Genomic DNA, 12627 nt, shown 5'->3' on the forward strand with positions numbered 1-12627 from the left:
TAAGGACCGGCGCCGCAATAAAGCGGTGCCGGCCAGGCACGTCAGTATCAATAGATGCTGAACGGGAAGTACTTGTCGTTGATCTTTTTATAGGTGCCGTCGGCAACGATTTCCTTGAGCGCGGCGTTCAGCTTGTTGCGCAGATCGTCGTCACCCTTGCGCACGGCGATACCGATCTTGTCGCTTTCCACCACTGGCTCGCCTTTGAATTCGTAGGCGCCGCCGTCTTTGCTCTTGAGCCATTCGTATTGCACGTATTTGTCCGCCAGGATGGCGTCAACGCGGCCCGAGAGCAGGTCCAGGTAGGCGTTTTCCTGAGTGTCGTAGAGCGTGACCTTTACGTTGTAGTCATCTTCCATGTTGCGATCGTCCAGCCAGGTACCGGCCAGCGTCGCGCGTTGTGCGCCAATGGTCTTGCCGCTCAGGTACGCCTTGTCGGTCTTGAAATCGGTGGTGGTCTTCGGCGCGATGAATTGCAGCTTGTTGGAATAGTACGGCTCGGTGAAGTCCACGGCCTGCTTGCGTTCCTCGGTAATCGACAGCGAGGAGATCAGGAAGTCGAACTTCTTGGCGTTCAAGGCCGGAATGATGCCGTCCCAGTCGGAAGTGACCACTTCGCATTCGACTTTCATCTTGGCGCACAGGGCGTCGCCAATATCCTTGTCGAAGCCGACCACGTTGCCGCTGGCATCTTTGTTATTGAATGGCGGATACGCCGCTTCGATGCCCATCTTCAGTTTGTCGGCCGCCATGGCACTGGCCGAGAAGACCAGGCTGGCCGCTGCGGCCAGGAGGAATTTCTTGTAGGTCTGCATGTGTACTGCTCCGTTAGCGGTTGCTGGACATGAATTGTTTACAGCGCGCCGAAAGCGGGTTCTCGAAGACCTGCTGTGGCGATCCTTGCTCCTCGACCAGGCCTTGATGAAGGAACACGACTTCGCTGGAAACCTGACGGGCGAATCCCATTTCGTGGGTGACCAGCAGCATGGTGCGTCCTTCTTCGGCCAGGGCGCGGATCACACTAAGTACTTCCTGGACCATTTCCGGGTCAAGGGCGGAGGTGGGTTCGTCGAACAGAATCACCTTGGGTTGCATCGCCAGTGTGCGGGCGATGGCGGCGCGTTGTTGCTGGCCGCCGGACAGTTCGGCCGGGTAGGCGTGGCGCTTGTCGGCGATACCGACTTTAGCCAGCAGGGCTTCGGCCACTTCGACGGCTTCGGCCTTGCTCTGGCCAAGCACCCGGCGCGGCGCTTCGATGATGTTATCGAGCACGCTCATGTGCGGCCAAAGGTTGAAGTTCTGGAAGACAAAACCGATCTCGCTGCGCATGCGGTTGATCTGTTTACCGTCGGCGGCCACCAGTTCACCGTTCTTTGCGGCCTTGAGCTTGAGCTCTTCGCCGGCCACCAGGATCTGGCCCTGGTTGGGGTTTTCCAGCAGGTTGATGCAACGCAGGAACGTGGACTTGCCGGACCCGGAGGATCCGAGGATCGAGATCACATCGCCGTCGCGGGCGGTCAGCGAGACGCCTTTGAGCACCTCCAACTGTCCGTAGCGTTTGTGCAGGTTGCGGATTTCAAGCGCGGGCGTGGCCTGGGCCATGTGCGGTCCTCATGGTATGTGCTCCCTTGCTGTTGGCTGCCTTCCTTGGCGAGGCGGCCAAGCTAGCATGCGTCCGAATGGCAGCCAACAGCGCTACGGGCGGTAAACCGGTGATGTGCGGCAGTTTGTCGCATCGACGCAGCAGACTGTCGCGCCATCAACAACCGAACGGCTGTTTGAACCTTGTTTACCGGTGAAAAGTCCGGGGAGTCGCGTAAAAAAAGGCGCGATGGTGCCAGCTTTGGGCGGGGGTTGGAAGGGTTAACCGGATGAGCGTTGCCGCAATCAAAAGTCTGTTGGATTATTCGGGCGCGTCCTTGAGATCCCACAGTATTTTGAGAACCTCTTGAAGCTGGCCCATGCAGTTTCGAAATCCGCCTGTACTTCAGGGCTGTGAAGCAATACTCCGTAGTTTCCTGAGCGAGAAAGTAGTCGTAAACCTGTGGGAGCGAGCTTGCTCGCGATAGCGGTAGAGAAGCCAACGGAGATGTGAGGTTGATGGCCTCATCGTGAGCAGGCTCACTCCCGCATTGGGCCTCGATTGAGCTGTTTTTTAACTTCAAGCCACCGAAGTTATAACCCTGTCGTCGTCACAGTGGTCCAATCCTCGATGCGCAGTCCGGGGACTCTTTCGAACTCTTTCAGGTTATTAGTGACTACGATCAGCCCGAGGGAACGGGCATGGCCGGCAATCATCTGGTCGTAGGGGCCTATTGGCTTGCCTATCTTTGCCAGTTCTGCCCGGATCATTCCGGTATGTGCTGCAGCGTCATAACCAAAAGGTAAAACCTCAAGTCGGGCACAGAATCCTTCGATGACTCCGAGATTTTTCTCCGGGGCGGATGACTTTTCTGCTCCATAGATCAGTTCCATCAGCGTGACTGCACTAATGCAAAGCTGGCCGTGATGAAGATTGAAAGCCTCTCTAACGATCTGGGGTTTATTCTTGATGGTGAAAATACAGATGTTGGTATCGAGCATGAATTTGATCATCAGAAAGACTCGCGCTCCTGATCGGCAGGTTGCTCACGCTCTGCCATAAAATCTGCTGTCGCGCTATCGCCATCGAACCAGCTATCCCACGCTTCGCCCGCCGGCGTGATGATGCGGGCTCTGCCTATGGCGATCACGTCTACACGCTTTACGTCGCTTGGCATCGCCACTGCTTTGGGTAGCCGGACCGCTTGGCTGCGGTTGCTCATGAAAAGGGTGGTTTGTTCCATGTGCAAGTCCTCAACTAAATGCAGTTGGAAGCATAGGACAATGCAGGGATATGTCAATGGGATATACCGGCTGCGAGAATGATCTCGTCCTAATCGGTACTCCCAATCGATCTAAACCTTAACGAGCAACTGTGATCAAAAAAAGAACGCATGTGAGTTATTTCCAGAACCTGGAGTCCTCGCCATGAAGCTTATTCATTACTTTGTGTTGCCCTTCATCGCCATCAGCATCCTGCTGTTCCCCATCGCTCTCAACGCCACCAACCTCGCGCCCATCGACAACACCGGCGTCCAGGTCCAACCCATGCAGCAGAACGGCATCACTTATCTGTCCGGCGGTATCGGCGAGGATGAAGCCCGGGCCATTGGGCAGGCCGAGGGTTACAACTTGCACATGACATTCGCGGTTGGCCCGGAAAACAAATACATCCCGGATGTGGAGGTCACCGTCCAGAACGCGTCGGGGCAAACGCTGCTGACTCTCAGCGATGCGGGGCCGCTGGTTTATGTGCAACTGCCGCCGGGCAAGTACAGCGTGGTGGCGACGCGCAACGGTGAGGCACGGCGCGACACTGCTGAGGTAGGCAGCGGGGCCGCGCGCAACCTGGTGTTCCATTGGAACGGTGACGAATAGCCGGCCGGTTTATTCGCTGGCGGGCTCTTCCATCGACTGGCGATAACGGTCCAGCGCTTCGCTGAAGTCCTTGATGAACTCCGGTGTGCTGAGCCAGCGTTGGGCGGTCTCGCGGTCCATGTCATCGATCCACATGCGGTAGTCCACCAGCATGTCGGCGGCCAGGTTGGTCGCCGCCATGCTTTCGTTTTCGGCGTTTTTCAGGTCGAGCAGGCCTGGACGTTCACTGATCATCACGCTCAGGGACGCGAGCAGCGTATCGAGCATTTCATTGCGGCTGACGGCCTCGGCTTCGCGCAGCTTGGCGAACAGTTCCAGCACGTAGACCGGTGGTTGGGCGGTGGCGTGGGCCGGGTCGCCATACATCGGGATCGATTTGCGCCCGGTCATGCGGATCTGCTTGGCTTTGTCTTTGGCGCGCTTGGCGCGTTTTTGCTGTTTGTTCAGTGAGGCCATTGGGCTTCGGTTTCCAATTCGTTAGGGGACGGTGCCCGGCTCAGTCGATTTTCGGCACGCTAAAGCGGAATTCGCTGCCCTGGCCTGGCTGGCTTTCGGCGTGCAGTTTACCGCCATGGGCCTGGACAATCCCCTTGGAAATGTACAACCCCAGCCCGGTGCCGTTCGGGTTGCCTTCCTTGGTCGTCCAGTAGCGCTCGAAAACATGAGGCAACTGCTCTGGCGCAATCCCTTCGCCAGTGTCGCGGACGCTGAACACGATCTCATCGCCGACGGACATCGCACTGATGCCCACGGTGCCTTGTTGCGGTGTGAACTTGATGGCGTTGCCAATCAGGTTCGACAGCACTTGGAACAGCCGCTCGGGGTCGGCGTTGATCTTCAGGTTGGGTTCGGCGTGGAAGGACATGTCGATGGCCTTGGCAGTGGCCAGCGGCGTCAGCAGCGAGCAGGCGTCTTCGAAGATCTGGCTGACGTCCATCGGCTGGGGATTGATGGTGTAGCGCCCGGCATCGATGCGCGAGGTGTCGAGCAGGTCTTCGAGCAGCGAGTTCATGCGGCTGGTGGCCTGTTGCATGGTGTCGATGGCTGAAGCGATTCGCTTGGAACTGTGGGAGCCGTCGGAGCTGAAGGCCTTTTGCATCATGCCGCAGAGCATGGAAATGACCGTCATCGGGCTGCGCAGGTCATGGGACACCACGGCCACCAGTTCATCGCGGGCCTGTACGGCCTGGCGCTCCTTGCGCACCTGGCGCGCCAGGTCGTTTTCCAGGGCCGAGCGCCGCAGGTCGTTGGCGGCGAACAGGTCGCCATGGGTCCATTTGGTGCTGATGCCGGCCATTTCGACTTTCCAGATATCGAAAGACGTCCGGGGCCGCAGACGCAGGCCGGTCTCGCTGTTTTCCAGGTCCAGGGGCTTTTGCGGGTCGCCGCTCCATTGGAGGGTTTGCTTCACCTCGGGACGGAACCACAGCACGCCGTTTTCCACTGGCTTGGGCAAGTGGATCGCCAGCACGCCGCTCGCCACGTCCTGATAAGCCTGGGCAGGCGCGAAAACGCTGCTCAGGTTGTGCTGGGAGAACACCGGTTTGCAGGTTTCCAGGATCCATTTGTGCAGCTCGCGGATCTGCTCGGGCTCCGGGCATTGGCCGTGGCGATGCAGCTTGTTGTCTTCGAAAATCGCCACGCCGCTGGCGCCGGTCAGGTTCATGAGCCGTTGTGGCTCATGGGACAGGCCATCGAAGACGTTTTCGCTGGACTCGGCCATGACGGTGGCGAGGATTTTGAGGTCTTCGAGCTTGGCGTCCCGTTGCCGGGTCAGTTCCAGGGCTTGCATGGCGCTGATCTGCAACGACAGCACCTGGCCGATGGTCTGGCAGGCCATGCGCATTTCATGGGGGACCAGCAGCGGCTGGCGATTGCCGCAACTGATCAGCCCCCACAAGCGCTCGCCTTCCATCAACGAGATGCTCATGGAGGACAGCACGCCCATGTTTTTCATGTACTGGCGGTGGATCGGCGAGACGCTGCGCAGTGTGGCAAAACTCAGGTCCAGGGGCGCCTGGGGGTCGGGGCGCAGTTGCGGGACCAGTGGCACCGGCGCGTAGTCGGCGTTAGGGATGATCCGCAGCCAGTTGGTGCGATACAGCTCGCGGGCCTGTTCGGGAATATCCGACGCCGGGAAAAACAGGCCCTTGTAGAGTTCCATCGACGGCGCGCTGGCCTCGGCGATCACTTGGCCGTGGCCTTCTTCCTCGAAGCGGTAGATCAGCACCCGGTCGTAGCCGGTCATGGCCTGGATCTCCCGCACGCTGATTTCGTACAGGGCCTGGAGGGTTTTCGCACTTTGCAGGCGTTGCAGCATGCGGCCCAGGTTGGCCTCGCCGCTGACGCCTTCGGGGCGATAGTCGCTCAGGTGTTGTTCCAGTTCGACGATCAGGGCGCCCTGATGGCGATGCACCAAGGCGTCAAAGCGCTGCTGGTTCATGACAATGGCCACGGGCGCGTTGTCGCTTTGCGGGGCGGCGCGACAGGCGACCAGGATCGCCTCGGCCTGTTCCAGCCCCAACAATGTGTCCAGCGTCTGGCCCAACAGCCTGTGGGGATCCTGCCCCATCAATTGCAATGCGTTGGCACTGACCTGACGGATCACGAAGTCGGGTTCGGACAGCATCAACAGCACGCCATGAGGCTGGATGGCCCCGGGGAAGCGAATCGGTTCATCTGCGCAATTGGCTAGCAGCTCTTCGAAGGCTTCCTGGTTTTCCGGGGTCATAGCAGTACCTTTTGGCTGTCCAGCCAGTGTTCGAAATGAGTGAACGTCGCTTTGGCGGCGCGTGTGACTTCGAGCGTCTGGGCCTGGCCAAGGTTCCTGTCGTCCAGGTACTGAAGGAAATCCTTCCAGCGTCGGCCGGTGAGCTCGCCATACACATTGAGAAAGGCCGCGCCGCTGCAAGCATCAAGACCGAGCTGCTCGGCCACCCTGCGCCGCAGGATCTGCCCGCCGAGAGTCGCACCTTCCAACACATAGGAAACGCCGAGGGCGGCGGCTCGGGAGTCGATCCGCGGCAGCGCCTGGCAGGTGGGCAACGCCTCGATAGCGGCTTCATCCAGGCCCAGTGCCGTGAGGTCGGCCCGCAATACCGGAAGTTTGACGCGCAGGGACTGGTCCAACCCGGCCGGAATCAGCGCCAGCACATGCAGCCGTTGTTCCAGCGGTCGATAAAAGCCGTAGTAGGCCGCCATCAGGCGTCGGTACAGATCCAGGTCCAGCCGTTGTGAGAAAAACGGCAGGCGTTTTTCCAGGGCGACGTGCAGTTCAGCGGTTTCGGTCCGCAATGCCTGGATCAGGGAAGGGTGGGGCGCGACCGGTGACATGCAGGATGAAGCTCGTTGACTGAAGCATTGCTGGAAAAAAAGCGCGCCAATCTTACATGGGTTTTTTGAGTGCGCATTCATCGGGTATCGGCTTTTATTCCTTCAAGTCGCTGCGCCTGATTGCCCCTTCCTCGAGGCGCGCCTGTTCGCGATCCAGCGCGTTGCGCAGCTCTTCTTCGGTGGGGAGCACCAACTGATACTGGCTGGCGAATAGCTGTTCATTGCCCTGCAGCACGGAATAACGCACCACCGACTCATCCTTTTGAGCGCAGAGAATGATGCCGACGGTGGGTTTGTCGTCAGGGCCGCGCTTGAGATCATCGTAGAGACGCACATACATATCCATCTGGCCGATGTCCTGGTGGCTGAGCTCGCCACGCTTGAGATCGACGATCACAAAGCACTTGAGCAGGTAGTTGTAGAAGACCAGGTCGATGTAGAGGTCTTTGCTTTCGGTGCTGATGCGCTGCTGACGGGCGATAAAGGCGAAGCCCTTGCCCAGTTCGAGAAGGAAGCCTTGTAGTTGGTCGATCAAGGCCTGTTCCAGGTCCGTTTCCTGTAGCGTGCCGGCGTTGGGCAGCCCGAGGCGTTTCAGGACAGCCGGGTCCCCGACGATGTCCCCGGTGCCGAGGATCATCTCCCTGATATGGGTGATGGCCTCCTGGCGTGCCTGGCGAATCAGCTCGCCGAGTTCGTTGATCAAGGGGGCGAGCTGTGGGTCGTCTTGGGGCAGCAGTGGCGTCATCGCAGTGTCCAGCCATTGAGAGGGGCGGACCGCAAGGATGCTCCAGGCGACGTTTCGATGATGCCGGACGGGGCTGATTGCTTGGGCGGAAAAATAGCGGATTGACGCAGGACGGGTATGACGCCGCCCCCTGTTGGTAGACCTTGGCTTGTAGGAACTATTCCCGCAGCCTGTCAGCCACCGCGAACCCCTTCGCCACAAAGCGCTTGGCGGGCGAAAGTCAGGCCTTAACTTGCGCCAGAGCCTGGGATGCGGCCACATAATCGGCCTGGAACTGCTCGCTTTCCACCCAATCCAGCGCGGTCTGCTCATCGACACCAGTGGTCAGGCGGCGATATTCGATCAGGGCCGTAATGATGAAGTCAGTGGCTTCTTCCTCACCTTCCTGCTCCAGCACCAACTCCAGCAGTGGATGCCCCAGGAAGACCGTGCACATGGCCTGTTGGCTGATCTTTTCGGCAGCGCCCATGAGTCGGAACATGTCCGATAGGTCCACGGTTTCCAGGTCGATGCGCTCGTCGTTCGGGTCGAGGAAGTCGTTCGGTGCAGCAGCACGCTTAGTACGGTTCTGCTTGGCTTTCGCCTTGGCGCGCTGGCTGCGCTTGTGCTGTTTGTTCGCCGATGACATGGTCGGATTCCTGATGGATAAGGCTATCTATCCTACAGCTTCAGCGGGAGTGCTTCGAATCTCAATCGACTATGAAGAGCGTAGCCCCCGATGAAGTGGAGGATCGATGGGGCTCGGCCTGGTCGGCTACCTGATAGCTCATGCCGGGCTTGAGCAAAAATTGCCGGCCATCTTCGAGTTCAGTATTGAGCTCGCCTTTGAGGCAAAACAGGATGTGGCCCTTGGTGCACCAATGGTCGGCCAGGTACCCGGGCGTATATTCCACCATCCGCACGCGAATGTTCCCGAACTGTTGGGTGCGCCAATAAGCGGTTCCGGTGACGCCTTTGTGCTCGGTGGGTTCGATGGTTGACCAGTCGGTGGTGCCAAAGGGGATGCCGGTGATGTCCATGTCGACTCGCTTGCTAGAGGGGAGCGCAAGAATGTAGCCGAGTCGATAAGGCGGAGGAAGAAAATCCCGGGCAATAAAAAACCCCGATCAATTTCTTGATCGGGGTTTTCGGTATTTGGTGCCCAGAGACGGAATCGAACCGCCGACACGGGGATTTTCAATCCCCTGCTCTACCGACTGAGCTATCTGGGCAACGGGGCGCATTAAACGGGTTTTTCAGGGGGGCGTCAAGCACGTTTTCAAAAAATATTTAATTATTACCGTCGCTTACGATCCGCCCCCGCGCTGAACAGCTTATTCGGACGGCGGTACGTAGCCTTCGGCCTTGGCGTAATCTTCGCCGGAAAAGTACTTGTCCATCTCGCCCTGAAGGTATTTGCGATCTTCGGCGTTCATCATGTTCAGGCGTTTTTCGTTGATCAGCAGGGTCTGGTGTTTCTGCCAGTCGGCCCAGGCCTTGGCCGAGACGTGGTCGTAGATGTCCTGGCCCTTGGCGCCCGGGAACGGTGCACGTTCCAGGCCTTCGAGTTCTTCTTTGTACTTGCGGCACATGATGGTGCGGGTCATTGCAACTCTCCTGCGTTCATTACGGCGGCCGCGCGTTCGAGCAAGGTTTTGACCGGGGCGGCAAGGCCCAGGCGCGGCGGGGTGGCGAGGTTATACCAGAGCCAGTCGGCCTCGGCCACGTGATGGCCGGTTTCCCGGACCCGGACCAGCCAGGGTTCGATCGCCAACTGGAAGTGGCTGAAGGTGTGCACCAGGCTTGGCATTTCCTGTTGGCTGCCCAATTCCAGCGAGTGTTGCAGGGCCAGGTGTTGCAGGTCGTCGAGGTCGTCGAGTTCCGGCAGGCTCCACAGACCGCCCCACAGCCCCGTGGAAGGGCGACGGTAAAGCAGGATTGCGCCTTCGTGGTTGGCCAGCATCGGCATCAAGGTGCGCTTTTTGGGCACTTCCTTGCGAGGCTTGGGAATCGGGTAGCGGGTTTCCAGGCCCAGCATGTGCGCCTCGCAACCGTTTTTCAGCGGGCAGAGCAGGCAGCTGGGTTTGCTGCGGGTGCAGAGTGTGGCGCCCAGGTCCATCATTGCCTGGGTGTAGGCGTTGACGCGGTCCTGGGGCGTGAAGCGCTCGGCGGTGGCCCACAGCTGTTTGGCGACCTTGGGTTCGCCCGGGTAACCTTCCTGGGCGGTGAAGCGCGCCAGCACCCGCTTGACGTTGCCATCGAGAATCGGCGCCCGCAGGCCCATGCTGATGCTGGCGATGGCGCCGGCGGTGGACAGGCCGATCCCCGGCAACTCGGTGAGTTTTTCCACGTCCCGGGGAAATTCGCCGCCGTACTGTTCAACGACGATTTTCGCGGTTTTCTGCAAGTTGCGCGCGCGGGTGTAATAGCCCAGCCCGGTCCACAGGTGCAGCACTTCGTCCTCCGGCGCGGCGGCCAGGGCTTGAACGGTGGGCAGCGAGGCCATGAACCGGTCGAAGTAGTTGAGCACGGTGCTGACCTGGGTCTGCTGCAACATGATTTCCGAGACCCACACCCGATAGGGTGAGATGGCTTGTTGCCAGGGCAAATCGTGGCGCCCGTGGCGGTCGAACCAGTCCAGGACAGCGGTGGAAAACTGCTCGGCTCTCATCGCTTGAACAGCCCCTTGAGCGCGTCTTTGAGTTCGGGGCTGACCTTGTCGCCCAGCTTCTCATCGATCTTGTCGCTGAGGCGATCGCCGGCCAGTTTTGCCGCGACCTTGCCCATCCCTTCGTTGTCCAGGCGGCAGGCCTTGGCGCCCAGCTCCAGCGGGCCGCGGCAGCGCAACGGCCATTCGATGCCGACGTAGCGTTCGTTGACCTGGCAGGCGGGGTCGGGCATGTCGCTCTTGTCACCTTCGACGATGATGCCGACACGGTAGTCCATGCCCAGCACCCGCAGGTCGATATCACCGTTGCCGTTGACGGTCATACCGGGAATGCGCACTTTCAGGTCCGGGTTGTTGGCGACGCCATTGTTGAAGGTGAGATTGCCGTTGAGTTGTTGGAATGGCGTGTCCTTGCCCCGGGGTTCGCCGCTGAGGGTCTTGCGATTGAGGGTGGCGATGCCTTTGCACAATTGCTGTTCGAGGTTGGCATTGAGCAGCACGCCATCGTTGATGACGAACCCGGCGGTGCCGTTGAGGCTGTCGATCAGGGCTTTCTGGCTATTGCCGCTGGCGGTGATCGCGCTGTTGAGCGTGACCAGGCCTTTGACCGGCGGATTCTTGCCTTGGCTTTCGATGATTTTCTCGGCAGGGACCCGGTTGATGCGCGTTTGCAGGCTCAGGCGTGGCGTAGCCTGGCGCACGTCCAAGGTGCCCTTGGTTTCGAAGTTGCCGCTGTACAGGTCGCCTCGCAGGTTCTCCAGGGTCAGCAGGCCGCCCAGGCCGGTGGCCTTGAGCGCAGCGTTCTGGATCGGCAGTTTATCGAGGGTCAGTTGCCCGAAGGTCAGGTCGGCATCGACGTCCAGCTTGCTCAGGCGTTCCACCGGAAACAGCCGGTCGTTACTCCAGGCGCCCTGGGTCGGCGCACTCGGCAGCGGTGTACTGCCGGCACCGGCCATCGCGCTGGCTTCGGTGTTACTGACTTCGGCCTCGCGGGCTGCCTTGGAGCTGTCGGCTTCGGCGGACTTTGGCGGCAGGTAACGGTCGACGTTGAACGTGTCGGCCTTGAGCTGTACGCGCAGGGACTGTTTGGCAAAGTCTTCCACGGCGATGCGACCGCTGAAATTGCTGTCGTCGACCTTCAGGTTGATGTTGTTGAATTCGACGCTGCTCGGCGTGCCGGCAATGCGGCTGACCAGTTCGACCTTGCTCAGGCTGCCTTCGGCCATGGCCGGGAGTTGCTGGCCGACGCTGTCGACGAACTTCGCCAGATCGAACTGAGCGATCGACACCCCGCCATTCAATTGCGGGGTCTTGTCGAGGTCGTTGACCTTCAGTTCACCCAGGGCGCGCAGTTGATTGAGCGACAGCTTGATGCCGGTCCATTCGGCGACGTTTGCCGCCTTGTCCAGGAACAGTTGGCCTTGGGCGGCGAAGTTCAGGGTCTTGCCCTGCAAGGGGTCGCCCGTGGCTTCGCCGGACAATTTCAGGTCTTCGAACTTGTAGCGTTGCAGGGCACGTTCGAAGCGCAGTTCACCCGTCACTTCGGTGCGTACGCGTACGGCTGGCTGGTTGCTGGACAGGAAGGCGGTCAGGGTGACCGGGATGTTGGTGGAGTCGTGGACCGGGCCGGTGCTCAGTTGGATGCTCTCGGCCGTGAACAGCTTGCCGGTCTGCTCGTCGGTGTATTGGACCCGCGCGTTGTTCACGGTCAGGCTGTCGATATCCAGGCGGGTCGGCTGGGCAGGTTTTTCTGCCGTGGTGCCGACGGGCGGGGTCGGTTGTTCGGCCGGCACGGGGGCTGGCGCGTTCGCCGTCGACGCAGAGGCCGGCACCTTGCCGATGTCTTCCCAGTTACCGTGCCCGTTCTTGTCACGGTTGAGCCGCAGGTTCAGGCCTTCGACCCGCACATCGCTCATTTGTACTTCCCGGCGCAGCAGGGGTATTACCCGGACCGAAAGGCCGAGCATCTGCAGGTCGGCGAAAGGCTGGGTCGGGCTGGCCAGGGTCGCGACGCTGGCGTCGTGCAACTCAAGACCCAGCCATGGAAACAGGCTCCAGCCGATGTCGCCATTGAGGGTCAGCTCGATGTGGGCCTTGTCGCGGGCTATCTGGCGGATCTCTTCTTTGTAGTCGTTGGGATCGAACAGGTGGGTCAGGGCAAAGCCCAGGGCCACAATGATCAGCAACAGCCCGAGAAGTACCAGACCCAGGATTTTGCCGAACGCTTTCATGGGCGAATCCTTGTAGGTTGAGTTCAAAATTTAGCCGGGAGTATAACGTCCTGAGTTGGCGGCGCGTTGGGGGATCGTTTCTCGATTCGCCGCCGCGCTGTCCCCCGTGGCGAGGGAGCTTGCACTCGCAGCGCCGTAAATGCCGTGTAGCAACCGTGTAGCAGCCGTGTAGGAGCTGTCGAGTGCAACGAGGCTGCGATCTTTCCTCCAAC

13 protein-coding genes, 1 tRNA gene and 1 pseudogene are annotated in these 12627 nt (G+C 59.9%); 1 reads left to right on the forward strand and 14 read right to left on the reverse strand.

What is annotated here, in order from left to right:
• Positions 1-47 precede the first annotated feature (47 nt).
• The 4 genes from GFU70_RS01860 to vapB all read right to left on the reverse strand — a co-directional run bounded on the left by GFU70_RS01860 (position 48) and on the right by vapB (position 2825).
• Entirely contained in the window at positions 48-815 is a 768-nt protein-coding gene (locus GFU70_RS01860; RefSeq protein WP_058546212.1) for an ABC transporter substrate-binding protein, read from the reverse strand.
• 13 nt (positions 816-828) lie between these two features.
• The gene (locus tag GFU70_RS01865) at positions 829-1602 is read right to left on the reverse strand and encodes an ABC transporter ATP-binding protein (protein WP_003196795.1); all 774 of its coding nucleotides are present in this window, start codon (positions 1600-1602) and stop codon (positions 829-831) included.
• Positions 1603-2175: 573 nt separating this feature from the next.
• Positions 2176-2595 (reverse strand): type II toxin-antitoxin system tRNA(fMet)-specific endonuclease VapC, encoded by a 420-nt coding sequence (vapC, locus tag GFU70_RS01870; RefSeq protein ID WP_058546213.1) that lies wholly within the window; start codon positions 2593-2595, stop codon positions 2176-2178.
• The gene (vapB, locus tag GFU70_RS01875) at positions 2595-2825 is read right to left on the reverse strand and encodes a type II toxin-antitoxin system VapB family antitoxin (RefSeq protein ID WP_058546214.1); all 231 of its coding nucleotides are present in this window, start codon (positions 2823-2825) and stop codon (positions 2595-2597) included. The genes vapC and vapB overlap by 1 nt, the downstream gene beginning before the upstream one ends.
• Before the next feature lie 184 nt (positions 2826-3009).
• On the opposite strand from vapB, the gene GFU70_RS01880 reads away from it, so the two are divergent.
• On the forward strand, positions 3010-3459 hold the full coding sequence (locus GFU70_RS01880) for a carboxypeptidase-like regulatory domain-containing protein (RefSeq protein WP_153387517.1): 450 nt from the start codon (positions 3010-3012) through the stop codon (positions 3457-3459).
• Positions 3460-3468: 9 nt separating this feature from the next.
• Here the strand turns inward: GFU70_RS01880 and GFU70_RS01885 are convergent, their stop codons facing one another.
• The 10 genes and pseudogenes from GFU70_RS01885 to GFU70_RS01930 form a co-directional block, all read right to left on the reverse strand.
• Positions 3469-3915, reverse strand: coding sequence for a hypothetical protein (locus GFU70_RS01885; protein ID WP_116643368.1), 447 nt, complete (start codon positions 3913-3915; stop codon positions 3469-3471).
• 40 nt (positions 3916-3955) lie between these two features.
• On the reverse strand, positions 3956-6190 hold the full coding sequence (locus GFU70_RS01890; protein WP_153387518.1) for an ATP-binding protein: 2235 nt from the start codon (positions 6188-6190) through the stop codon (positions 3956-3958).
• The gene (locus GFU70_RS01895) at positions 6187-6792 is read right to left on the reverse strand and encodes a biliverdin-producing heme oxygenase (RefSeq protein WP_153387519.1); all 606 of its coding nucleotides are present in this window, start codon (positions 6790-6792) and stop codon (positions 6187-6189) included. The genes GFU70_RS01890 and GFU70_RS01895 overlap by 4 nt, the downstream gene beginning before the upstream one ends.
• 94 nt (positions 6793-6886) lie before the next feature.
• Positions 6887-7459 (reverse strand): annotated as a pseudogene (locus GFU70_RS01900) (PDDEXK nuclease domain-containing protein); the annotation flags it as partial.
• Between the two features lie 298 nt (positions 7460-7757).
• Positions 7758-8165, reverse strand: coding sequence for a hypothetical protein (locus GFU70_RS01905; protein ID WP_058546220.1), 408 nt, complete (start codon positions 8163-8165; stop codon positions 7758-7760).
• 61 nt (positions 8166-8226) lie between these two features.
• A complete protein-coding gene (locus GFU70_RS01910; RefSeq protein ID WP_014336091.1) occupies positions 8227-8556 on the reverse strand; it encodes a DHCW motif cupin fold protein in 330 nt (109 codons plus the stop codon).
• A gap of 116 nt (positions 8557-8672) precedes the next feature.
• A tRNA-Phe gene (locus GFU70_RS01915) sits at positions 8673-8748 on the reverse strand.
• A 102-nt stretch (positions 8749-8850) separates the two neighbouring features.
• Positions 8851-9123 carry an oxidative damage protection protein gene (locus tag GFU70_RS01920; RefSeq protein ID WP_003196814.1) on the reverse strand — a complete coding sequence of 91 codons (273 nt, stop codon included), beginning with the start codon at positions 9121-9123 and terminating at the stop codon, positions 8851-8853.
• On the reverse strand, positions 9120-10187 hold the full coding sequence (mutY, locus tag GFU70_RS01925) for an A/G-specific adenine glycosylase (RefSeq protein ID WP_153387521.1): 1068 nt from the start codon (positions 10185-10187) through the stop codon (positions 9120-9122). Before mutY ends, GFU70_RS01920 begins: the two co-directional genes overlap by 4 nt.
• The gene (locus tag GFU70_RS01930; RefSeq protein ID WP_153387522.1) at positions 10184-12415 is read right to left on the reverse strand and encodes an AsmA family protein; all 2232 of its coding nucleotides are present in this window, start codon (positions 12413-12415) and stop codon (positions 10184-10186) included. The genes mutY and GFU70_RS01930 overlap by 4 nt, the downstream gene beginning before the upstream one ends.
• Positions 12416-12627: the final 212 nt, after the last annotated feature.

It is taken from the genome of Pseudomonas brassicacearum, from assembly GCF_009601685.2.
GTDB classification, from domain to species: Bacteria; Pseudomonadota; Gammaproteobacteria; order Pseudomonadales; family Pseudomonadaceae; genus Aquipseudomonas; species Aquipseudomonas kilonensis_B.